The sequence below is a fragment of the Stenotrophomonas sp. CCNWLW57 genome, from assembly GCF_037203925.1.
Classification (GTDB): Bacteria; Pseudomonadota; Gammaproteobacteria; order Xanthomonadales; family Xanthomonadaceae; genus Stenotrophomonas; species Stenotrophomonas rhizophila_A.
The window spans coordinates 205,058-226,614 of the sequence record NZ_JBBCBJ010000002.1 but is presented as its reverse complement, the minus strand read 5'-3'; the positions used below and the strand labels follow the sequence as shown (position 1 = coordinate 226,614).

The following is a 21,557-nucleotide window of genomic DNA, read 5'->3' as shown; positions in this document are numbered from 1 at the left end:
ACCAACGGTCGTGCGCTACCCGACAGGGTCGGCATCCGGCCACACGCCGACCTGCAACCGGTAGGGCACGACCGTTGGTCGTGCCGTCTGCGCCCGGTGCGCACAGCTATCCACTGCTTATCCACAGGGTTGTGCATGGCTGTGGCGGCCGCTCCGTGCCTACCATGTCCCACGCTCCACTCTGCAGGAAGAACACCCCCTCATGTCCGCCCGCTCCGGCTTCCGTTCCGACCGCAAAGACCGCGGTGACCGCTTTGATCGCGACGAGATGCGCATCGACGCGCTGCGCGTGCCTCCGCATTCGATCGAGGCCGAGCAGGCGGTGCTGGGCGGCTTGATGCTGGCCCCGGAAAGCTACGACCGGATCAACGACCAGCTGACCGAAACCGACTTCTACCGGCGCGACCACCAGACCATCTACCGGGCGATCCGCGAGCTGTCCGAGCGCGACCGCCCGTTCGATGCGGTGACCCTGGGCGAGTGGTTCGAATCGCAGGGCAAGATGGAACTGGTCGGCGATGGCGCCTACCTGATCGAACTGGCCAGCACCACGCCGTCGGCGGCCAACATCTCGGCCTATGCCGAGATCGTGCGCGACAAGGCGGTGCTGCGGCAGCTGATCCAGGTCGGCACCGACATCGTCAACGATGGTTTCCAGCCGGAAGGCCGCGAGAGCAGCGAACTGCTGTCGGCGGCGGAAAAATCCGTGTTCGCCATCGCAGAGCAGGGCGCGCGTGGCCGCACCGATTTCGTGGCGATGCCCGGCGCGCTGAAGGACGCTTTCGAAGAGCTGCGCAACCGCTTCGAGAACGGCGGCAACATCACCGGCCTGCCCACCGGCTACGCCGACTTCGACGCGATGACCGCCGGCCTGCAGCCGACCGACCTGATCATCCTGGCCGCGCGACCGGCCATGGGCAAGACTACCTTCGCGCTGAACATCGCCGAGTACGCCGCCATCAAGTCCAAGAAAGGCGTGGCGGTGTTCTCGATGGAAATGTCGGCGTCGCAGCTGGCCATGCGCCTGATTTCCTCCAACGGCCGCATCAACGCCCAGCGCCTGCGTACCGGCCAGCTGGAAGACGAGGACTGGAGCCGGGTTACCGGCGCCATCCGCATGCTGAAGGAAACCAAGATCTTCATCGACGACACGCCGGGCGTGTCGCCGGAGATCCTGCGCTCCAAGTGCCGCCGCCTCAAGCGCGAGCATGACCTGGGGTTGATCGTGATCGACTACCTGCAGCTGATGAGCGTGCCGGGCAACAGCGAAAACCGCGCCACCGAAATCTCGGAAATCTCGCGTTCGCTCAAGGGCCTGGCCAAGGAACTGAACGTGCCGGTGATCGCACTGTCGCAGCTCAACCGCTCGCTGGAAACCCGAACCGACAAACGCCCGGTGATGGCCGACCTTCGCGAATCCGGCGCAATCGAGCAGGACGCGGACATGATCGTGTTCATCTACCGCGACGATTACTACAACAAGGAAAATTCCCCGGACAAGGGGCTGGCCGAGATCATCATCGGCAAGCACCGAGGCGGCCCGACTGGCTCGTGCAAGCTCAAGTTCTTCGGCGAGTACACCCGGTTCGACAACCTCTCGCACGATTCGGTGGGGTCGTTCGAATAAGGTTTCGTCGGCGGATCCGGGGTTTCGTCGCAAACCGGTTGAACCCGGCCGGGCAGGGCGGCAACGTGGTCCTGCCGCGGCAAGGTGCCGCCCTGGAGACCGTCATGAAGACCCTGTTCGCGCTCGGCGTGTGGTGCCTGCTGTTCGTCCTGTACTGGCCGCTGGCGATCCTGGCCCTGCTGGCCTGGCCGTTCGTGTGGCTGCTGAGCCTGCCGTTCCGCCTGGTCGGCATCACCTTCTCGGCGCTGTTCGCGTTCCTGGGTGCACTGCTCATGCTGCCCGCACGCCTGCTGGGTGGCGGCCGCATGGCGACAGCACGGTAGAGCCGACTGTCAGTCGGCCATAGCACGGTAGAGCCGACTGTCAGTCGGCTATCGCGCGCAGCGCGATGTTCCGGGATCGCGCCTACGGCAGCCGACTGACAGTCGGCTCTACCCGAGGCAATGCGTCGAGTGGACGGCGTACGCCCACAAAAAACCCCGCCGAGGCGGGGTTTTTCGTTGCATCACCACGGGGCCGGTCAGTTGGCCTTGTGGATCGCGCGCTTGCTCACGGCCATGGCGGCGTCGTGGACGACTTCCGACAGGGACGGGTGGGCGTGGCAGATGCGGGCCAGGTCGTCGGCCGAACCACTGAACTCCATGGTCAGCACGCCTTCGTGGACCAGCTCGGACACGTTCGCGCCCACCAGGTGCATGCCCAGGATGCGGTCGGTCTCGGCGTGGGCCAGGACCTTGACGAAGCCAGCCGGCTCGATCATCGCCACGGCGCGACCGTTGGCGGCGAACGGGAAGCTGCCGGCCTTGTACGGAATGCCTTCGGCCTTCAGCTGCTCTTCGGTCTTGCCTACCCAGGCCAGTTCCGGCTCGGTGTAGATGACCCACGGAATGGTGTCCATGTTGACGTGGCCCGGCAGGCCCGCGATCAGCTCGGCTACCGCGATGCCTTCCTCGAAGCCCTTGTGCGCCAGCATCGGGCCGCGCACGCAGTCGCCGACCGCCCACACGCCATCAACGCCGGTGTGGCAATGGTCGTCCACTTCGATCTGGCCACGCTCGTTGACCTTCACGCCGGTACCTTCGGCCAGCAGGCCCTTGGTCGCGGCGCGGCGGCCGACGGCCACCAGCAGCTTGTCCACCACCAGGCTCTTTTCGCCTTCGGCGTCGGTGTAGGTCAGGGCGACTTCCTTCTTCTTGCCCTTGCCGGTCACTTCGGCCTTGGAAACCTTGGCACCCAGGCGGATGTCCAGGCCCTGCTTCTTGAATTCCTTGGCGGCAACCTTGCCCACTTCGGCATCGGCCGCGGCCAGGAAGGTCGGCAGCGCTTCCAGGATGGTCACTTCGGCGCCGAGGCGCTTCCACACGCTGCCCAGCTCCAGGCCGATCACACCGGCGCCGATCACGGCCAGGCGCGCCGGGACTTCGGTGAAGTCCAGGCCGCCGACGTTGTCGACGATGGTCTCGCCGTCGAACTTGGCGAACGGCAGTTCGATCGAATCCGAACCGGCGGCGATGATCACGTTGGTGCCCTTGAGCTCGACGACTTCGCCGTCGTGCTGGGTGACCTTGACCACGTTGCCCGGCTGCAGTTCACCGAAACCGTAGTAGGCGGTGACTTTGTTGGCCTTGAACAGCATGGCGATGCCGCCGGTGAACTGCTTGACGATCTTGTCCTTGCGGCCAACCATCGCTTCGACGTCCATCTTGGCGTCCTTGAAGCTGATGCCGTGGTCGCCAAAGATGTGGCCCATGTTCCAGAACTGGCGCGAGGAGTCCAGCAGCGCCTTGGACGGGATGCAGCCCACGCGCAGGCAGGTACCGCCCAGCGCCGGCTTGCCATCCTTGCCCAGGGCAGCGTCGATGCAGGCGGTCTTCAGACCCAGCTGCGCGGCGCGGATGGCGGCGTGGTAGCCGGCCGGACCGGCACCGATGACGACAACGTCGAATTGTTCAGCCATTGAAAATTCCTTGATGCTTTACCAGAACCCCTCCGCGCAGGCGCGGAGGGGCGGGAGGTCTTACAGGCCGAACAGCATGCGGCCCGGGTTTTCCAGCTGGTTCTTGATGTCCACCAGGAACTGCACCGAATCCTTGCCGTCGATGATGCGGTGGTCGTAGGACATCGCCAGGTACATCATCGGCGCGATCACGACCTGGCCGTTCTGGGCGATCGGACGCTCCTTGATGGCGTGCATGCCCAGGATGGCGCTCTGCGGCGGGTTGATGATCGGGGTGGACAGCAGCGAACCGAAGGTGCCGCCGTTGGTCACGGTGAAGGTGCCGCCCTGCAGTTCTTCCAGGCTCAGCTTGCCGTCACGGGCCTTCTTGGCGTAGTCGGCAATGGTCTTTTCGATGTCGGCGAACGACATGCGCTCGACGTTGCGCAGCACCGGCGTGACCAGGCCCTTCTCGGTCGAGACCGCGATGGAGATGTCCGAGTAGCCGTGGTAGATGATGTCGTCGCCGTCGATCGAGGCGTTGACCAGCGGGAAGCGCTGCAGCGCGTTGGCAGCGGCCTTCACGAAGAAGCTCATGAAGCCCAGCTTGATGCCGTGCGCCTTGACGAACTCGTCCTGCAGGTCCTTGCGCGCGGCCGACACCTTGGACAGGTCGACTTCGTTGAAGGTGGTCAGCATGGCGGTGGAGTTCTTGGACTCCATCAGGCGTTCCGCGATGCGCTTGCGGATGCGGGTCATCGGCACGCGTTCTTCCGGACGTGCGCCACCGGCCTTGCCGGCGCCACCGTTGCGGGCGAAGTTGACGATGTCTTCCTTGGTCACCGCGCCGCGACGGCCGGTGCCGTCCACATCGGCCGGGTTGACGCCTTCGGTGATGGCGCTGAAGCGCGCGCCCGGGGGCAGGGCATCGGCAGCGGACTTCGACGCCGGGGCCGGCGCGGCAGCAGCGGCCGGGGCAGCGGCAGCGGGCGGCGCAGCAGCGGCCGGCTTGGCTTCAGCAGCAGCCGGAGCCGGGGCAGCCGCCACGGCACCTTCCTCGATGATCGCCACGACCTGGCTGGAGGTCACGGTGGCACCCACCTCGAACTTGATTTCCTTCAGCACGCCATCAACCGGCGACGGCACTTCCAGCACGACCTTGTCGGTTTCCAGGTCGAGCAGGTTTTCGTCACGCTTGACGGCGTCGCCGACCTTCTTGTGCCAGGTGGCGATGGTGCCGTCGGCGACGGATTCGGGCAGTACCGGGGCTTTGACTTCGGTGGCCATGCGGGGGCTTCCTGGTTTGTCTTTTCTGGAATGAGGGGAAAGTTATTCAGCGACCGCGTCGTTGAACGGGTTGACCAAGGCATCGGCGACCAGCTTCTGCTGTTCGATGATGTGGTCGGCCATGTGACCGGCAGCCGGGGAGGCCGAACGGGCGCGACCGGCGTAGTGCAGGCTCTGGCCATCGGCCAGGCAGAACTGCAGGTGGTGGCGGATCTGGTACCACGCGCCCTGGTTCTGCGGTTCTTCCTGCGTCCACACCACGTCGGTGGCCTTGCCGTACTTCTTCAGTTCGGCCGCCAGCAGCGCGCGCGGGAACGGGTACAGCTGTTCCACGCGGATGATGGCAACGTCGTCCTGGCCGCGCTTGGTCTGGTCTTCCAGCAGGTCGTAGTAGACCTTGCCCGAACACAGCACCACGCGCTTGACCTTCTTGGCTTCTGCGTTGGCATCGCCGATCAGGTGCTGGAACTCGCCGTTGGCCAGCTCGTCCAGGGTCGACACGGCCAGCTTGTGGCGCAGCAGCGACTTGGGCGACATCACCACCAGCGGCTTGCGGGTGGTCAGGTGCATCTGGCGGCGCAGCATGTGGAACGCCTGCGCCGGGGTCGACGGCACCACCACCAGCATGTTCTCCAGCGCGCACAGCTGCAGGAAGCGCTCCAGGCGCGCCGAACTGTGTTCCGGGCCTTGCCCTTCATAACCGTGCGGCAGCAGCAGGGTCAGGCCGGTGATACGGCCCCACTTGGCTTCGCCGGCAGCGATGAACTGGTCGATCACCACCTGGGCGCCGTTGGCGAAATCGCCGAACTGGCCTTCCCAGATGCACAGGGTGTTGGGATCGGTGGTCGAGAACCCGTACTCATAGGCCATCACCGCTTCTTCGCTGAGCAGCGAATCGATGATGCTGGCCTTCTCCGGCGAATCCACCAGCTGCCGCAGCGGCAGGTAGTAGTTGTCGGTCTTCTGGTCGTGCAGGATCGCGTGGCGGTGGGTGAACGTACCGCGGCCCACGTCCTGGCCGACCAGGCGCAGTGCATGGCCTTCGTCGAGCAGGGTGGCGTAGGCCAGGTTCTCGGCAAAGCCCCAGTCGCCCGGGATCTCGCCGGCGGCCATCTTGCGGCGGTCGTCGTACACCTTGGCCACGCGCGAGTGCAGTTCCACTTCGGCCGGCACGGTGTTGATCAGGTCGGCCAGCTGCTTCAGCTTCGCCGGGTCCACCTTGGTGGAGACCGGGTCGGACAGCTTGCCTTCCAGCAGCTTGGGCCAATCCACGAACAGCGCGCTGCTCGGCGGGGTCTTTTCGACCTTGGCCAGCTCGGTGGTGACTTCACCGGCGTCCAGCTTCTCGCGGTAGGCATCGACCATCGCCTTGCCGGCACCGGCGGCGATCACGCCGGCCTGTTCCAGCTGCGCGGCGTACAGCTCGCGGGTGGTCTGGTGCTTGCGGATGACCTGGTACATCAGCGGCTGGGTGATCGCCGGTTCGTCGGCCTCGTTGTGGCCCCAACGGCGGTAGCACATCAGGTCGATGACCACGTCCTTGGCGAACTTCTGGCGGAACTCGAAGGCCAGCCTGGCGGCGAACACCACCGCTTCCGGATCGTCACCGTTCACGTGCAGCACCGGGGCTGCGATCATCTTGGCCACGTCGGTGGCGTAACGGGTCGAGCGGGTGTCTTCCGGGTTCGACGTGGTGAAGCCAACCTGGTTGTTCACCACGATGTGCACGGTGCCACCGACGGCAAAGCCGCGGGCCTGCGACATCTGGAACAGTTCCATCACCACGCCCTGGCCGGAGAAGGCCGCGTCGCCGTGGATCAGGATCGGCATGACCTGCTTGCGGGCGGTGTCCTTGCGGCGCTCCTGGCGCGAACGCACGGAACCGGCCACGACCGGGTCGGCGATTTCCAGGTGCGACGGGTTGAACGCCAGCGCCAGGTGGACCGGGCCACCGTCGGTGGCCACGTCGGCCGAGAAGCCCATGTGGTACTTCACGTCGCCGGCGGAGGCGTGCTCGTCGTGCTCGAACTTGCCTTCGAACTCGTCGAACAGCTTGCGCGGGTTCTTGCCCAGGGTGTTGACCAGCACGTTGAGGCGGCCACGGTGGGCCATGCCGATCACCACGTCCTTGACGCCATCCTTGCCGGCGTCACGGATGATGGTGTCCATCATCGGGATCAGCGAATCGCCGCCTTCCAGCGAGAAGCGCTTCTGGCCGACGTATTTGGTGTGCAGGTAGCGTTCCAGGCCTTCGGCAGCGGTCAGGCGCTCCAGCGTGCGGCGCTGGGTGTCAGCGTCCAGGCTGTAATTGCCACCGGCCAGTTCCAGGCGCTGGTAGATCCACTGGCGCTGCTCGACCTCGGAGATGTGCATGAATTCCGCACCGATCGAGCCGGTGTAGGTCTTCTTCAGGCGCTCCAGCAGGTCGCGCAGCTTCATGCGCGGCTGGCCACCGACACCGCCGGTGCTGAACTCGGCGTTGAGGTCACCCTCGGACAGGCTGTGGAACGGCAGGCCAAGGTCCGGCGAGTTGACGGCCTGGGCCAGGCCCAGCGGGTCCAGGCGGGCGTCCAGGTGGCCGCGCGACCGGTACGCCGTGATCAGGCGACCGACATTGCGCTCGCGTTCGTCGCTGGCACCGGAGTTGCCACCGCCCTTGACGGCGTTTTTGGCGGCGTCGGCGATATGGGCGATGACGGCCGAATGCGGAATGTCACCGGCTTCGCGGCCCTTGAAGCCGTCGAAGTAGGTCTTCCATTTGGGATCGACACTGTCCGGAGAAACGAGGTACTGCTCGTACAGATCCTCGATATAGGAGGCGTTGCCGCCGGCGAGCTGCGAAGACTGCGCAAACTGCTTCAGTAGATTGTCCACGATGGAGGGTCGGATTCGCTTGTGGGGTAAGGCTTCGATGATCCGGCAGGGAAAATGAATAGCCCTGCACGGGCGGTATCTAACGGTCCAAATTGTACCCCCATCGAGACAGGAAGGGGCACCGGAACGGCCTGTGGCGGGGCCGTGGTGTCATTCCCAGACAGGTTCAGGACCCGGAACGGGACTAGAAGCCGAGCGCGCGCAGCTCGCTGCAATCGCGCGAACGTTCCCATACGCGCTGCAAACCGTCCTGCAACGGCCGCGAACGTGCGGGCATGGCGAGCCCGGCTTCACCGTCGTAACGGAGCCCACTCAGACGAAAGTAGTAGTCGCCGGCATCGTTGAGCAGGCAGGCGGAGGCGAGGGCGCGGTCGATCGGGTCGGTCACCTGGCGCACCCGGAACACGGTGGGCAGGCGCTGGACCAGGCCCAGCAGGGGTGAGCCGGCCTGGGCGATGGCGGCCGCGTCGTGGACGATCAGCCGGACCTGCTTGTCGTGGCGGGCGGTGGCGAAGCGGCGCAGGGCCTCCAGCACCGGCGGTGCATCGAGCAGGCCGGGGTCGAGCACGCGGCTGTGCAGCCACAACTGGCGGCGGGCGCGCTCGACCACGGCGGTGGTGATGGCCACCGCCTCGTCGGCGTTGTCGATGGCGACCGCGCCGCCCGGCAGGCGGCGCAGGTGCGGGTCGGCGCTGCCGGGCCCGCTCATGTCAGGAGCCGGCGCCGCCGTCGGGGGTGCCGACGGCCTGGTCGTCGTCGCTGTCGTCAGTGTCGTCGAAATCGACGATCACTTCGACGCCATCGTCGTGGATGGTCACTTCGTGCACGTTGGCTTCGACGTCTTCATCCTCGAGGACCTCGACGGTTTCGGCGGCGTCGATGATTTCGTATTCGCCCACCGCGTCCTCTTCGTACTCGTCTTCGTCGTCGAACGCGTCGCCGTCGAGCAGCTGGTAGTAGCCACCGGCCACCAGCGCGTGCAGGGCGTCGCGGCCCTTGGCCGAGAGCTTCTGGTACAGGGCACCGCCGATCTGTTCGGCGGCGGCCAGGGCCTGGGCATCCTTCACCGGCAGGGCGAATTCAAGGCCACTGCAGTAGAGGCTGGCACCCCGCTTGGCCCGGCGCCAGGCCAGGCGGGCCCACGGGTGGCGGCCGAGCTCGATGCCTTCGGCCAGGGCGGCTTCGATGTGTTCGCGCGGGAGCGGTTCGCCGGAGGCGACCACGTCACCGGCGGCGCGGTAGGTGGTGATGAAGCGGCCGAACCAGTCGCCGAGGCGGTCGGGGTCGTTCATGCGGATGGCGTTGAGGGCCTGGACCACGCGGCCCATGGCCACGGCGTCGATCTCGTTGGGGTCTTCGGGCACCTTCAGGTCCGGGTCCTGGTAACGGATGGCCTCGTCGGCATCCATGATCAGGGTGTCCAGGTAGTCGCTGATGAGCTCGGCGGAGGCGGGCGCGCGCATGCCGAAGGAGAAGGTCAGGCAGGGGTCTTCGGCCACGCCGTTATGGGGGACGTTGGGCGGCAGGTACAGCATGTCGCCGGGCTCGAGCACCCAGTCGTGGGTGGGCTTGAAGCGGCGCAGCAGCTTGAGTTCGACGTCGTTGCGGAACTCCAGCGGGGGGCGCTTGCCCTTGGTGGATTCGCTGGCGTCGATCTGCCAGCGGCGGTGGCCATGGGCCTGCAGCAGGAACACGTCGTACTGGTCGACGTGGGCGCCGACCGAGCCGCCGGTGGCGGCGAAGCTGACCATCACATCGTCCATGCGCCAGCGCGGCAGGAAGTCGAAGTGGCTGATCAGGGCGCGGACATCGGGGTCCCATTTGTCTACGTCCTGGACCAGCAGGGTCCAGTCGTGGTCGGGCATGCCGGGGAATTCTTCTTCCTGGAACGGGCCGGTGCGCACGGACCAGCCGTCGGTGGCGCGGTCGTGGCTGATCAGGCGGGCGAGGGCGGTTTCCTCGCAGGCCAGGCCGGCCAGGTCTTCGGGCTGGAGCGGGGTTTCAAAGTCGGGGAAGGCGCCGCGGATCAGCAGCGGGCGCTTCTGCCAGTAGTCGCGCAGGAACGTCGCGGCGGGCATGCCCAGCGGCAGGCCGGGGCGGGCCTGGACTTCGATGACGGGGGTTTTGGTCTTGCGGACGGCCATGGGGGAATCCTTGAAGCGTGTAGACGGAATGCGATTGGCGCAGCAGACGAAGCGCGCGCTCGTCCCGCCATTGTCCGCTGGTTGGACAGGATCTGCACCTGCGCCGCACTGTCGCGCATGTCCCCGGTAGCGCCGACCGTTGGTCGGCCCACGCGGCGCCAAACGAAAACGGGGCACCGGACATTCCGATGCCCCGTCTGGGGTCAGTGCCTGATCAACGCGATCAGATCGCCTTGGCCAGATCGGCGGCCAGACCGATATACCCACCCGGGGTCAGCTCGCGCAGGCCCTGCTTGGCGTCTTCCGGCAGGTCCAGCGACTCGACGAACGCCTTCATGGAGTCGGCGGTGATGCCCTGGCCGCGGGTCAGCGCCTTGAGCTGTTCGTAGGGGTTGGGCAGGCCATGACGGCGCATCACCGTCTGCACGGCTTCGGCCAGCACTTCCCACGCGGCATCCAGGTCGGCGTTGAGGCGTTCCGGGTTCACGGTCAGCTTGCCCAGGCCCTTGGCCAGCGAGTCCAGGGCGACCTGGCTGTGGCCGAAGGCGGTGCCCACCGCGCGCAGCACGGTGGAGTCGGTGAGGTCGCGCTGCCAGCGGCTGATCGGCAGTTTGGCGCTGAAATGCTCGAACAGGGCGTTGGCGATGCCGAAGTTGCCTTCGGCGTTTTCGAAGTCGATCGGGTTGACCTTGTGCGGCATGGTCGACGAGCCGACTTCGCCTTCCTTGAGCTTCTGCTTGAAGTAGCCCAGCGAGATGTAGCCCCAGATGTCGCGGGCCAGGTCGATCAGGATGATGTTGGCGCGGCGGGCGGCGTCGCCGATCTCGGCGATGTTGTCGTGCGGCTCGATCTGGGTGGTGTAGGGGTTGAACACCAGGCCCAGGCTTTCGACGAAGCGCTTGGCGAAGGCCGGCCAGTCCACGTCAGGGTAGGCGATGGCGTGGGCGTTGTAGTTGCCCACCGCGCCATTGATCTTGCCGGTCAGCTCGACCGCAGCGATCTGGCGGCGCTGGCGCTCCAGGCGGGCGACCACGTTGGCCACTTCCTTGCCCAGGGTGGTGGGCGAGGCGGTCTGGCCGTGGGTGCGCGACAGCATCGGCTGTTCGGCCTGGGCATGGGCCAGGGCGCGCAGGCGGGCGGCGATGTCGTCCAGCGACGGCAGCAGCACGGTGCGGCGGGCTTCTTCCAGCATCAGGCCGTAGCTGAGGTTGTTGATGTCTTCGCTGGTGCAGGCGAAATGCACGAACTCCAGGGCCGGGGCCAGCTCGGCGTCATCCTTGAGCTGTTCCTTGATGAAGTACTCCACGGCCTTGACGTCGTGGTTGGTGGTGCGCTCGATTTCCTTCACCCGGGCGGCGTGGGCCGGGGCGAACCCGTCGGCCAGGGCGCGCAGACGCGCGGCGGCGGCGGCCGGGAACGGTGCCAGCTCGGCGATGCCCGGTTCGTTGGCCAGGGCCAGCAGCCACTCCACTTCGACCTTCACGCGGGCCTTGATCAGGCCATATTCGGAGAAGATCGGGCGCAGGGCGTCGACCTTGCCGGCATAGCGGCCATCAAGCGGGGACAGGGCGAGCAGGGCGAATTCGGACATGGCGGGCGCAGGCGATGACGGCGGGGGCCGTCATTCTACGCTGCCCCGGGGTCCTCGTCGGCCTCTTCGGGCGCCAGCCGTACGGTGACGGCCTGGATCCGGTGGCCGGCCATGCGCTTGACGGTGAACAGCTGGCCGTCGATGCGCACTTCCTCGCCTTCTTCGGGCAGGCGCTGCAGCTGGTGCACGATCAGCCCGCCGACCGAATTGAGGTGTTCGGGCGCGGCCAGGTCGCGGCCCAGCAGGCGTTCCAGGCGGAAGATGGAGGTGGAGCCGGCTACCAGCAGGGTGCCGTCGGCGCCCCGGGTGGGGGCATCCTTGACCACGTGCGGGTGCTCGTCCTCGATATCGCCGACCACCACTTCCAGCAGGTCTTCCAGGGTGAAGTAGCCCAGGATGCGGCCGTGTTCCTCCACGCACAGGGCCATGTGCGTGGTGCCGGTGCGGAAGCGCTCAAGCACGGCGGTGACCGGGGTTTCCAGCGCGATCAGGTTGGCCGGGCGCAGCAGGGCGCGCAGGTCGTCGGTGGGCTGGCCGCGGGCGATCTCCACCAGCAGGTCCTTCATGTGCAGGATGCCCAGCACTTCCTCGCCATCGCTGTCGAACCACGGGTAGCGGCTGTAGCGGCTTTCGGCGAACTCGGCCATCACCCCGGCCAGGTCCATGCCCTGGCGGAACACGCGCATGTGTTCGCGCGGGCGCATCAGGTCGCCGGCCACCAGTTCGGGCAGCTCCAGCGCGTGGCTCATCAGGGTCAGGTCCTGGTCCGGTGCGCCGGCGCCGGGCTGCTGGCGGGCGACGATGAGCTTGAGCTCTTCGCGGGAGTAGCGGTGCGAGGTGTGCTCGACATCGCCCCAGCCGGCCAGCCGCAGCAGCGCGTTGGCGCTGTGGTTGAGCAGCCAGATGGCCGGGAACATGGCCCAGTAGAACAGGTACAGCGGCGCGGCGGTCCACAGCGACATGGCTTCGGGGCGGCGGATGGCCATGGACTTCGGCGCCAGTTCGCCCAGCACGATGTGCAGGAACGAGATCAGGCTGAAGGCGATGATGAAGGCGGTCAGGCGTGCACCTTCCGGGCCCATGCCGAGGGCATCGAACAGCGGCTGCAGCAGGTGCGCGAACGCGGGCTCACCGACCCAGCCCAGGCCCAGCGAGGACAGGGTGATGCCGAGCTGGCAGGCCGAGAGGTAGGCATCCAGGTGCGAATGCACGTTGAGCAGCAGGCGGCCGCGCCAGCCGTGCCTGGCGGCCAGGCCGACGGCCTGGGTGTGGCGCAGCTTGACCAGGGCGAACTCGGCGGCCACGAAGAAGCCGTTGAGCACTACGAGGAACAGGGCCAGCAACAGGAGCAGCAGGTTGCCGACGATCATGGGTCGCCCATGGAAAGAGGTGATGCCTGAATGAACACGAATTCCGAGTCTAGCCGATGCCAGCTGCCGTTGGGATTCATTCCCGCTTGGGAGTATCGTGACCGCAGCCGCCAGCCAGGGAATGAAGGCCCGTTGCCAGCCGCCGTTCCCTTTCCCAACTGAAAGAATCGCGGAGTGATGCAATGAGCAAGGGTTTCAGGACCGAGCACGACAGCATGGGCGAACTGCAGGTGCCTGCAGATGCGCTGTGGGGCGCGCAGACACAGCGCGCGGTGGACAACTTCCCGGTCTCGGGCCAACGCATGCCGCGCGGTTTCATCCGCGCGCTGGGCTTGGTGAAGGGCGCCGCAGCGGCGGTCAACGCCGAGCTGGGCCACCTGCCGAAGAACATCGGCAAGGCCATTGAAAGCGCGGCCGACGAAGTGGCCGAAGGCCGCCACGATGCGCACTTCCCGATCGACATCTACCAGACCGGGTCGGGCACGTCGTCGAACATGAATGCCAACGAGGTCATCGCCACGCTGGCCAACCGCGCGGGCAAGGCGGGCAAGACCACGGTGCATCCGAACGACCACGTCAACCAGGGCCAGAGCTCGAACGATGTGATCCCGACGGCGTTGCGGGTATCGGCGCTGCTGGGCGTACAGGAGCAGCTGCTGCCGGCGCTGGCGCACCTGCGCAAGACCATCGACAAGCGGGGCCGCGCGCTGCGCAAGGTGGTCAAGACCGGTCGCACCCACCTGATGGATGCAATGCCGCTGACCTTTGAACAGGAATTCGGTGCCTGGTCGGCGCAGTTGTCGTCGGCGCAGGAGCGCCTGGAAGACAGCCTCAAGCGGCTGCGCCGGCTGCCGCTGGGTGGCACGGCGATCGGCACGGGCATCAATGCGGACCCGCGCTTCGGCGAGCGGGTGGCCAAGCGCCTGAAGCAGCAGACCGGGGTGCGCTTTGACAGCGCGGAAAATAAATTCGAGGGCCTGGCCGCGCAGGACGATGCGGTGGAGCTGTCGGGCCAGCTCAATGCGCTGGCGGTGGCGCTGATCAAGATTGCCAACGACCTGCGCTGGATGAATGCCGGTCCGCTGGCGGGCCTGGGCGAGATCGAGCTGCCGGCGCTGCAGCCGGGCAGTTCGATCATGCCGGGCAAGGTCAATCCGGTGATTCCGGAGGCGACGGTGATGGTGTGCGCGCAGGTGATCGGGCACCACACGGCGATCACGGTGGCGGGGCAGACGGGCAACTTCCAGTTGAACGTAACGCTGCCGCTGATCGCGGCGAACCTGCTGGATGGCATCGGCCTGCTCTCCAACATCTCGCGGCTGCTGGCCGACACGGCCATCGCCGGGCTGAAAGTGCGCGAAGACCGTGTACGCGAGGCGCTCGGCCGCAACCCGATCCTGGTGACGGCGTTGAACCCGATCATCGGGTACGAAAAAGCAGCCGCCATCGCCAAGCGTGCCTACAAGGAGCAGCGGCCGGTCTTGGACGTGGCCAAGGAAGACAGTGGTCTGTCCGAAGCCGAACTGCGGCGGTTGCTGGATCCGGCGGCGCTGACGGCTGGCGGCATTCATGCCGGTGGTGGTGGTGGCGGTGGTTAAAAGCTACAGCTAACAGCTAACAGCTAACAGCCAACAGCAGCGTTTCCATCTCTGCTAGCGGGGCGGCCGTCGGGCAGCCCCCTACGGGACACGCCGTAAACCCATCCATGGGGGCTTGGCAAAAACATCCATGTTTTTGACAGTCCCTACGGGGGCTGCCCGCCGGCCTCCCCCCGTAGATGGTCGCGGGCGGAGACGAAGAGCAGCCACGCATGGCGTGGCTCTACCCGGCGGGTGCACCGAATGAGCCTGGAGGCGATTGACTGGCAGGTGCACCGGATGGGCTCGGGGCGGGGTAGCGTCGGTTCCCGAACGACGGCAGGGAAAGTTGCCGCACCCGGAGACGCATGAAAATGATCGGGGGCCGCTGGTGATTTCCCGTGGCCAACCTTCATCCGTCGAAGGTGGGACGGGGCGGGTTTGCGGGGGTGTCAAAAACATGGATGTTTTTGCCAAGCCCCCATGGACGGGTTCACGGCGTCCCCCGCAAACCCGCACCGTCCCGCCAAACCAGAGAACCGGTGCCCACCGGCTGTTCGCCAAAAAGCAAAAAGGCTGCCGGGCAAAGCCCGGCAGCCTCGTTCAAACTGCAATCGCAATAAGCCGTACGGGCCTTACGGCGCCAGCTTGGCCTTCAGCTCAGCCAGCAGCTTGGTCGGGGCTGCGCCGGTAGCCGGCAGGCCGCGCGGGTCCACGGCCGAAATGTAGGCGCCGGCTTCGACTGCGACCACGCGGATCAGGAAATCGCTGCCTTCGAACGCCACGTCGTAGGAGCCCAGCAGCTGGGCCTTGCTGGCGACCTTCACGCCCTCAACCGACTCCAGCGCCGTGCCGACCTTGCCGAACACCTCGTCCTTGCTGCCCGGGACGGTGAAACCGGCATTGTTGGCGGCCGGCGCCTGGGACGAGGCCGGCTTGGCGGCCTGCGAGGCCAGCACCGGCACCTGCGCGGCCGGGCTGGCGCCCGGGGCGTTCAGATCCGGCGGGATTTCCAGCGGGCGCACTTCCGGCGCCAGTGCGTAGTCGCCCTTGACGCCGCGCTTGCAGCCGGTGACACCTGCCAGGGTGGCGGTGGCCAGAATCGCGAACGACAGCACGCGGATGGCGGAAACGGATTGACGCATGTGAATCTCCTGGGTCAGGCCACTGATGTCAGTGGCTGGAAAGGGCTTCGAGCGCACCGATGTCGGTGGCCAGGTGTTCGGCGGCGGCGTGGTGGGCGGCCGACAACGACAGCAGCGGCAGGCGCAGGCCGTGGCCGATGCCGATCCGGCGCAGCAGGTCTTTGACCGGGATGGGGTTGGGTTCCACCCCGCAGAATTCATGGAACGGCTCCAGCCGGGCATCCCAGGCCTCGGTGGCCTCGCGTTCGCCGGCCGCGGCCAGGTCGCACATGCGCCGGTAGGCACCGGGCAGCGCATTCGAGCCGACCGAGATCAGCCCGTCCACCCCCGACAGGATCGAACGGGCGGCCGTGCCGTCATCGCCACTGAGGATCGCAAAGGTCGGCGACCGCAGCGCCAGCAGCGCCTGGACCCGGCCCACATCGCCCACCGCTTCCTTGATGCCCACGATGTTCGGGTGCGCGGCCAGCTCGGCCACCGTTTCCGGCAGCATGTCGCAGCCGGTGCGGCCCGGCACGTTGTACAGGATCACCGGCAGGCCACCCTGGTCCGCCACCGCCCGGTAGTGGGCGATCAGCCCGGCCTGGGTCGGGCGCACGTACGGCGGGGTCACCACCAGCGCGTGGGTCGCGCCGCTGGCCGCCGCCCGGCGGGTCTGCTCGATCGTTTTGGCGGTTCCGGACAGGCCGGTACCCGCCAGCACCGGAACCCGCCCGGCCACGGTTTTGACCGCACTGCGCAGCAGCTGGTCATATTCGTCATCGGACAGGGTCGCGGCCTCGCCGGTCGACCCGGCCACCACCACCCCGTGAACGCCACCCTCCAGTTGCAGGTGCAGCAGGCGCTGCCAACCGTCGGGATCCAATGCGCCATTGGCCTGGAAAGGCGTGGCCAGCGCGGTGATGAGACCGGAAAGGGACAAGGAAACGATGCTCGGAAGTAAGGGGGACGAACGCCGCTGGAAGCGCGGTCGGACGTACGTTGCATGTTACTTGCGGGTCGAAAGCGCGGGCAAGTATGCTGGACTCCGGCGAACGCGCCGTCGTCGGCGCCGTTCAGACTCATCCCGCATTACCGGAACCACCTTGACCGACACCACGCCGCGGCCTGCGCCGACCGAAAACCATCTCCTGATCAACGCCTACACGACGCATCCGGAGTCCCCCCTGCTGCCCGTCACCCGGCGCATCGCCGACAGCGGCTGCAACCTGGTCGATGCCCGCCTTGCCACCGTGGGCCGCGATGTCTCCGTCACCGCCCTGGCCACCGGCTCCTGGGACTCGGTGGCCAAGCTGGAAGCCATGCTGACCCGGCTCGAGCGCGAGGAAGGCCTGAAGCTGGTGTGGTACCGCACCGGTGCCAAGCAGGCACAGTCCAACCTGCTGCCCTACATCGTGGAAGTGATCGCCGCCGACAAGCCCGGCATCCTGTTCCAGCTGGCCGATTTCTTCGACCGCCAGGGCATCACCATCGAAAACCTGCAGAGCACCCGCTACCGGGCCATGCAGACCGGCGCGGAAATGTTCTCGGCGCAGGTCACCATCGGCGTGCCCGCCAACATGCACATCGCCGCCCTGCGCGACGATTTCCTCGAATTCTGCGACCACCTCAACCTGGACGCGATCATGGATCCGATGAAGTTCTGACGGCTTCGCGCGTTCATCACCAACGCGCGGTGTTTCATGCAGTTGTAAGACGCTTCACTCAGGCTCCGCAGCAAGGACCTCATGAACAACGGCGATACCCTGGACAGCACCACCCTCGCCCTCCCGCTGGCCCTGTCCGGCGGCGACCACACCACCCTCGGCGATCTCGCCGGCCAGTGGCTGGTGCTGTACTTCTACCCCAAGGACAGCACCCCGGGCTGCACCACCGAGGGCATCGACTTCAACGCCCTGCTGCCGGCGTTCAAGCGTGCCGGCGCCCGGGTGTTCGGCGTCTCCCGCGACTCGCTCAAATCCCACGACAACTTCTGCGCCAAGCAGGGCTTTGCCTTCCCGCTGGTCAGCGATGGCGACGAAGCGCTGTGCAACGCGTTTGATGTGATCAAGTTGAAGAACATGTACGGCAAGCAGGTGCGGGGCATCGAACGCAGCACCTTCCTCATTTCGCCCGACAGTCGTATCGTGCAGTCGTGGCGCAAGGTGAAAGTGGCCGGCCACGCCGAATCCGTCCTTGAAGCCCTGAAGGCCGCGAAAACCCAGTGATCCACCTGTACCCCACAATGGCCATCACCCTGCCCTGCAGGTCGTGATGGCTTGTCCCTGTTCTGCCACCAGGAAATGACGATGACCCGAGGCAAGCGCATCTACGTTCTGGATACCAACGTGCTCATGCACGATCCAACCGCGCTGTTCAAGTTCGAGGAGCATGATGTCTACCTGCCGATGCAGGTGATCGAAGAGCTGGACAACGGCAAGAAGGGCACGTCCGAAGCGAGCCGCAACGCCCGCCAGGTGAGCCGCTTCCTCAACGAGCTGGTGCAGGCCTCGGGCCTGGACAACCTGGCCGACGGCATTCCGCTGCAGCGCCCGAACGGGCTGCAGCTGCGCGGCAAGCAGAGCGTGGGCCTGCTGCGCTTCCAGACCAGCCATTTCGATGCCGGCAAGAGCTTCGGCGCGGTCATCCCGGACAACGCCATCCTCGGCGCGATCCTGGCCCTGAAGGAACAGGTGCCGGAGATTCCGGTGGTGTTCGTCTCCAAGGACATCAACCTGCGGATCAAGGCGGCCATCGCCGGGATCGTGTCGGAAGACTACGAGAATGATCGCGCGCTGGACGATTTCAGCCTGCTCTACACCGGCGCCACCGAGCTGCCGGAAGACTTCTGGAAGAAGCACACCGACGACCTGCGCAGCTGGAGCGACAAGGGCCGCACCAGTTACGAAATCCTGGCCAAGGATGACGAAGACTGGCATCCCAACCAGTACGCCTACCTGCCGGGCGACGATGAAGTCGAACTGCGGGTGGCAAAGGTCGATGGCAGCGGCAAGGTGATCCTGTCGCTGGTCAACGATTTCCGGCATGGCAGCCATGCGGTATGGGGCATCAGCGCACGCAACCGCGAGCAGAATTTCGCGCTCAACGCGCTGATGGACCCGGAGATCGACTTCGTCACCCTGCTCGGCACCGCCGGCACCGGCAAGACCCTCCTCGCATTGGCCGCCGGCCTGGCCCAGACCATGGACCAGCAGCGCTACCGCGAAATCATCATGACCCGCGCCACGGTCAGCGTGGGCGAGGACATCGGCTTCCTGCCCGGCACCGAGGAGGAAAAGATGACCCCGTGGATGGGCGCGCTCACCGACAACCTGGAAGTGCTCACCCACACCCAGGAAGGCGGCGCCTGGGGCCGTGCGGCGACCAACGACCTGATCGCCAGCCGGATCAAGATCCGCTCGTTGAACTTCATGCGCGGCCGCACCTTCCTGTCGCGTTACCTGATCCTCGATGAGGCGCAGAACCTCACCCCCAAGCAGATGAAGACGCTGATCACCCGTGCCGGCCCCGGCACCAAGATCGTCTGCCTGGGCAACGTCGAACAGATCGACACGCCGTACCTGACCGAAACCACCTCGGGCCTGACCTACGCGGTGGACCGCTTCAAGAACTGGCCGCACAGCGCGCACATCACGCTGCGCCGTGGCGAGCGTTCGCGCCTGGCCGATTACGCTTCGGAGGTGCTGTGAACCGTTCCCTGTCCCGTGCGTTGCTGCCACTGGCGCTGGCCGCCTTGGCAGCTGCCTGCACGCCTGCCAACACCCGCCCCGGCGCCACCGTGCCGACGGCGGTCAAGACCGGCCAGTCGTGGGTGGTCACCCGCCCGCTGGTGGTTGCCCAGGTCCTGGATACCTGCTCCCGTCCCAGCCCCGGCCAGACGCCGGGGCGGGTGACCGGCTACTGGGCACCCAGCCGCCAGCAGATCGAACAGCTGGAAAGCCGGTTGCCCACACTGGAAGCGCAGGTACCCAACGTCACCGATTTCGACCGCCAGTATGTCGGCATCGAAGTGGAAGGACGCAAGCTGATCTACCTCAACGCCTTCCACCTGCCCGACCACGGCGACATGGACCCCGCGCGCGAAGCGATCCGCGTGTGCGATGGTGGCAACCAGTTCTGGGGCGCGCTGTTCGATCCGACCAGTGGCGAGTTCTCCGAGTTGGCGTTCAACGGCGGCTTCGGCGGCTAGAGCCACGTCCGGGGCGGCATGGCACAATCGCGAAATGAGCCCTTCCACCCCCGTGTCCGCCCTCACCATCGCCGGTTCCGATTCCGGCGGTGGTGCCGGCATCCAGGCCGACCTGAAAGCCTTCGCCGCGCACCGCGTGCACGGGTTGTCGGCGATTGCCGCGCTCACCGCGCAGAACACCCGCGGCGTGACCGCCGTGCACGTGCCGCCCCTGGATTTCCTGCAGGCACAGATCGATGCCTGCTTCGCCGATTTCGACGTCCATGCGGTCAAGCTGGGCATGCTGGCCAACGCCGAGGTGATCGGCCTGGTCGCCGACGCGCTGGAAAAGCATCGCCCCACCCACGTGGTGCTGGACCCGGTGATGGTGGCCACCAGTGGCGCGCGCCTGCTCGAAGACAGCGCCCTGGACGCGCTGCGCACGCGGCTGCTGCCGCTGGCCACGCTGCTTACCCCGAACACTCCGGAAGCGGAACTGCTGCTCGGCCGTCGCATCGTCAGCGCCGATGACGCGGAGGATGCCGCCATCGCACTGCTCGACCTCGGCGCCGGTGCGGTGCTGCTCAAGGGTGGCCACATGGCCGAAGGCGCGCGCGTGATCGATCGCTACTTCGATGGTGTCACCCGCGAGGAGTTCAGCCACGCCCGGCTGCCGGTGGACGCGCACGGCACCGGCTGCACGCTGGCATCGGCGATCGCCGCGCAGCTGTGCTGCGGGTTGTCGCTGCCCAACGCCTGCGAAGCCGCCATCGACTACGTCGCGCGCGGCCTGCAGGGCGGTTACACGCCGGGCCGCAGCGCGGTGCTGGTGCTGGATCACTTTGGCGCGGCGCGCCCGGCATGACGCGCGCGCTGGCGGTACCGGTCCAGAGCGACGATGGCCATCGCTTCGAACTGATCGGGCGCGTGCCCGCGCAGCCGCGCGCGCAGCTGCTGTGGCTGCCGGCGCTGGGCGTGTCGGCGCGCAATTACCAGGCGTTCGCTGATGCACTGGCGGCATGCGGCATCAGCGTGTTCCTGCACGAGTGGCGCGGCAACGGCAGCAGCAGCCTGCGCCCGTCGCGCACGCAGGATTGGGGCTATCGGGAGATCCTCGAGCAGGACCTGCCAGCCAGCCTGGCGGCGGTGCGCCTGCACGGCAACGCGCCGCTGATCATCGGCGGGCACAGCCTGGGCGGGCAGCTGGCCTGCGTGTTCGCCGGGCAGCACCCGGACCTGTTCGCCCGGTTCTGGCTGGTAGCCACCGGCACCCCGTTCTGGCGAACGTTCCCCGCCCCGCGCTGCTGGGCCCTGCCGCTGGTGTACCGGTTCCTGCCGTGGCTGGCGCAGCGCCAGGGCGTCCTGCACGGGCGCCGGCTCGGCTTCGGGGGCACCGAGGCGCGTGGCCTGATTCGCGACTGGGCACGCGTGGGCCTGAACAACCACTACGCCGGCACCGGCATCCACGCGGACCTGGAGGGCGGCATGCGGCGGCTGCGTGGCCAGGCCAGCGCGGTGGTGATGGCCGACGACTGGTTCGCTCCGCCGGGCTCGATGCAGGGGCTGCTGGCGAAGCTGCCCCAGGTCGTTTCCACATTGTCGGTCCTGCCCGCAGGCGCACTGGGAACCCGGGCAGATCACTTCGCATGGATGAAGTCGCCGGAGGCCGTGGTGAAGGCACTTTTTCATTCATTTGAATGAAGTCCTTCACAAAAGCGTTGACGGATGCGGCGTCGATCCGCATAATTCCGCTCCTGTTGACGCGCCCGTAGCTCAGTTGGATAGAGTACCTGGCTACGAACCAGGCGGTCGGGAGTTCGAATCTCTCCGGGCGCACC

The 21,557-nt window shown here is 66.7% G+C and carries 18 protein-coding genes and 1 tRNA gene; 10 read left to right on the top strand and 9 right to left on the bottom strand.

The window, feature by feature from the left end:
• Positions 1 to 202 precede the first annotated feature (202 nt).
• Both V9K91_RS05825 and V9K91_RS05820 read left to right on the top strand, forming a co-directional pair.
• Positions 203 to 1,627: a replicative DNA helicase gene (locus tag V9K91_RS05825; RefSeq protein ID WP_068852994.1), complete on the top strand. Its 1,425-nt coding sequence runs from the start codon at positions 203 to 205 to the stop codon at positions 1,625 to 1,627.
• 104 nt (positions 1,628 to 1,731) lie between these two features.
• Positions 1,732 to 1,950: a hypothetical protein gene (locus V9K91_RS05820; protein ID WP_249832772.1), complete on the top strand. Its 219-nt coding sequence runs from the start codon at positions 1,732 to 1,734 to the stop codon at positions 1,948 to 1,950.
• Positions 1,951 to 2,147: 197 nt separating this feature from the next.
• On the opposite strand, the gene lpdA is transcribed toward V9K91_RS05820, so the two are convergent.
• From lpdA to V9K91_RS05785, 7 genes are all read right to left on the bottom strand, one after another.
• Positions 2,148 to 3,584, bottom strand: coding sequence for a dihydrolipoyl dehydrogenase (lpdA, locus tag V9K91_RS05815; protein WP_068852991.1), 1,437 nt, complete (start codon positions 3,582 to 3,584; stop codon positions 2,148 to 2,150).
• 60 nt (positions 3,585 to 3,644) lie between these two features.
• Complete coding sequence (gene sucB / locus V9K91_RS05810) at positions 3,645 to 4,850, bottom strand: dihydrolipoyllysine-residue succinyltransferase (RefSeq protein ID WP_336443330.1); 1,206 nt, start codon at positions 4,848 to 4,850, stop codon at positions 3,645 to 3,647.
• A gap of 42 nt (positions 4,851 to 4,892) precedes the next feature.
• A complete protein-coding gene (locus V9K91_RS05805; RefSeq protein WP_068852984.1) occupies positions 4,893 to 7,724 on the bottom strand; it encodes a 2-oxoglutarate dehydrogenase E1 component in 2,832 nt (943 codons plus the stop codon).
• Positions 7,725 to 7,908: 184 nt separating this feature from the next.
• The gene (locus V9K91_RS05800) at positions 7,909 to 8,433 is read right to left on the bottom strand and encodes a hypothetical protein (RefSeq protein WP_245356559.1); all 525 of its coding nucleotides are present in this window, start codon (positions 8,431 to 8,433) and stop codon (positions 7,909 to 7,911) included.
• A 1-nt stretch (position 8,434) separates the two neighbouring features.
• On the bottom strand, positions 8,435 to 9,868 hold the full coding sequence (locus V9K91_RS05795; RefSeq protein ID WP_336443331.1) for a cupin domain-containing protein: 1,434 nt from the start codon (positions 9,866 to 9,868) through the stop codon (positions 8,435 to 8,437).
• Positions 9,869 to 10,091: 223 nt separating this feature from the next.
• Positions 10,092 to 11,459 (bottom strand): adenylosuccinate lyase, encoded by a 1,368-nt coding sequence (gene purB, locus V9K91_RS05790; protein WP_336443332.1) that lies wholly within the window; start codon positions 11,457 to 11,459, stop codon positions 10,092 to 10,094.
• A gap of 35 nt (positions 11,460 to 11,494) precedes the next feature.
• A complete protein-coding gene (locus V9K91_RS05785) occupies positions 11,495 to 12,829 on the bottom strand; it encodes a hemolysin family protein (protein WP_245356557.1) in 1,335 nt (444 codons plus the stop codon).
• A 182-nt stretch (positions 12,830 to 13,011) separates the two neighbouring features.
• Here V9K91_RS05785 and V9K91_RS05780 point away from each other — a divergent pair, with 182 nt between their 5' ends.
• Positions 13,012 to 14,427, top strand: a complete 1,416-nt coding sequence (locus V9K91_RS05780; protein ID WP_249832767.1) for a class II fumarate hydratase — start codon at positions 13,012 to 13,014, stop codon at positions 14,425 to 14,427.
• A 614-nt stretch (positions 14,428 to 15,041) separates the two neighbouring features.
• Here the strand turns inward: V9K91_RS05780 and V9K91_RS05775 are convergent.
• Both V9K91_RS05775 and dapA read right to left on the bottom strand, forming a co-directional pair.
• Positions 15,042 to 15,551, bottom strand: a complete 510-nt coding sequence (locus V9K91_RS05775; RefSeq protein WP_336443789.1) for a hypothetical protein — start codon at positions 15,549 to 15,551, stop codon at positions 15,042 to 15,044.
• A 28-nt stretch (positions 15,552 to 15,579) separates the two neighbouring features.
• The gene (gene dapA, locus V9K91_RS05770) at positions 15,580 to 16,473 is read right to left on the bottom strand and encodes a 4-hydroxy-tetrahydrodipicolinate synthase (RefSeq protein WP_068850938.1); all 894 of its coding nucleotides are present in this window, start codon (positions 16,471 to 16,473) and stop codon (positions 15,580 to 15,582) included.
• Positions 16,474 to 16,636: 163 nt separating this feature from the next.
• Between dapA and V9K91_RS05765 the strand changes: the two genes are divergently transcribed.
• The 7 genes from V9K91_RS05765 (at position 16,637) to V9K91_RS05735 (ending at position 21,555) form a co-directional block, all read left to right on the top strand.
• Positions 16,637 to 17,197, top strand: coding sequence for a glycine cleavage system protein R (locus V9K91_RS05765; RefSeq protein ID WP_019183297.1), 561 nt, complete (start codon positions 16,637 to 16,639; stop codon positions 17,195 to 17,197).
• A gap of 81 nt (positions 17,198 to 17,278) precedes the next feature.
• Positions 17,279 to 17,758, top strand: a complete 480-nt coding sequence (locus tag V9K91_RS05760; RefSeq protein ID WP_336443788.1) for a peroxiredoxin — start codon at positions 17,279 to 17,281, stop codon at positions 17,756 to 17,758.
• 81 nt (positions 17,759 to 17,839) lie between these two features.
• Positions 17,840 to 19,240 carry a PhoH family protein gene (locus V9K91_RS05755; RefSeq protein ID WP_068850934.1) on the top strand — a complete coding sequence of 467 codons (1,401 nt, stop codon included), beginning with the start codon at positions 17,840 to 17,842 and terminating at the stop codon, positions 19,238 to 19,240.
• The gene (locus V9K91_RS05750; protein ID WP_336443787.1) at positions 19,237 to 19,740 is read left to right on the top strand and encodes a hypothetical protein; all 504 of its coding nucleotides are present in this window, start codon (positions 19,237 to 19,239) and stop codon (positions 19,738 to 19,740) included. The genes V9K91_RS05755 and V9K91_RS05750 overlap by 4 nt, the downstream gene beginning before the upstream one ends.
• A 34-nt stretch (positions 19,741 to 19,774) precedes the next feature.
• Positions 19,775 to 20,584, top strand: coding sequence for a bifunctional hydroxymethylpyrimidine kinase/phosphomethylpyrimidine kinase (gene thiD, locus V9K91_RS05745; RefSeq protein WP_336443786.1), 810 nt, complete (start codon positions 19,775 to 19,777; stop codon positions 20,582 to 20,584).
• Positions 20,581 to 21,420 (top strand): alpha/beta fold hydrolase, encoded by an 840-nt coding sequence (locus V9K91_RS05740; protein WP_249834062.1) that lies wholly within the window; start codon positions 20,581 to 20,583, stop codon positions 21,418 to 21,420. The genes thiD and V9K91_RS05740 overlap by 4 nt, the downstream gene beginning before the upstream one ends.
• Before the next feature lie 61 nt (positions 21,421 to 21,481).
• Positions 21,482 to 21,555, top strand: a tRNA-Arg gene (locus tag V9K91_RS05735).
• Positions 21,556 to 21,557 lie beyond the last annotated feature (2 nt).

Excerpts from the sequence above, each read along its gene's own strand:
- V9K91_RS05825 (WP_068852994.1), top strand. The coding sequence starts at position 203 with ATGTCCGCCCGCTCCGGCTTCCGTTCCGACCGCAAAGACCGCGGTGAC.
- V9K91_RS05820 (WP_249832772.1), top strand. The coding sequence starts at position 1,732 with ATGAAGACCCTGTTCGCGCTCGGCGTGTGGTGCCTGCTGTTCGTCCTG.
- lpdA (WP_068852991.1), bottom strand. The coding sequence starts at position 3,584 with ATGGCTGAACAATTCGACGTTGTCGTCATCGGTGCCGGTCCGGCCGGC.
- sucB (WP_336443330.1), bottom strand. The coding sequence starts at position 4,850 with ATGGCCACCGAAGTCAAAGCCCCGGTACTGCCCGAATCCGTCGCCGAC.
- V9K91_RS05800 (WP_245356559.1), bottom strand. The coding sequence starts at position 8,433 with ATGAGCGGGCCCGGCAGCGCCGACCCGCACCTGCGCCGCCTGCCGGGC.
- V9K91_RS05795 (WP_336443331.1), bottom strand. The coding sequence starts at position 9,868 with ATGGCCGTCCGCAAGACCAAAACCCCCGTCATCGAAGTCCAGGCCCGC.
- purB (WP_336443332.1), bottom strand. The coding sequence starts at position 11,459 with ATGTCCGAATTCGCCCTGCTCGCCCTGTCCCCGCTTGATGGCCGCTAT.
- V9K91_RS05785 (WP_245356557.1), bottom strand. The coding sequence starts at position 12,829 with ATGATCGTCGGCAACCTGCTGCTCCTGTTGCTGGCCCTGTTCCTCGTA.
- V9K91_RS05780 (WP_249832767.1), top strand. The coding sequence starts at position 13,012 with ATGAGCAAGGGTTTCAGGACCGAGCACGACAGCATGGGCGAACTGCAG.
- V9K91_RS05775 (WP_336443789.1), bottom strand. The coding sequence starts at position 15,551 with ATGCGTCAATCCGTTTCCGCCATCCGCGTGCTGTCGTTCGCGATTCTG.
- V9K91_RS05760 (WP_336443788.1), top strand. The coding sequence starts at position 17,279 with ATGAACAACGGCGATACCCTGGACAGCACCACCCTCGCCCTCCCGCTG.
- V9K91_RS05755 (WP_068850934.1), top strand. The coding sequence starts at position 17,840 with ATGACCCGAGGCAAGCGCATCTACGTTCTGGATACCAACGTGCTCATG.
- thiD (WP_336443786.1), top strand. The coding sequence starts at position 19,775 with ATGAGCCCTTCCACCCCCGTGTCCGCCCTCACCATCGCCGGTTCCGAT.
- V9K91_RS05740 (WP_249834062.1), top strand. The coding sequence starts at position 20,581 with ATGACGCGCGCGCTGGCGGTACCGGTCCAGAGCGACGATGGCCATCGC.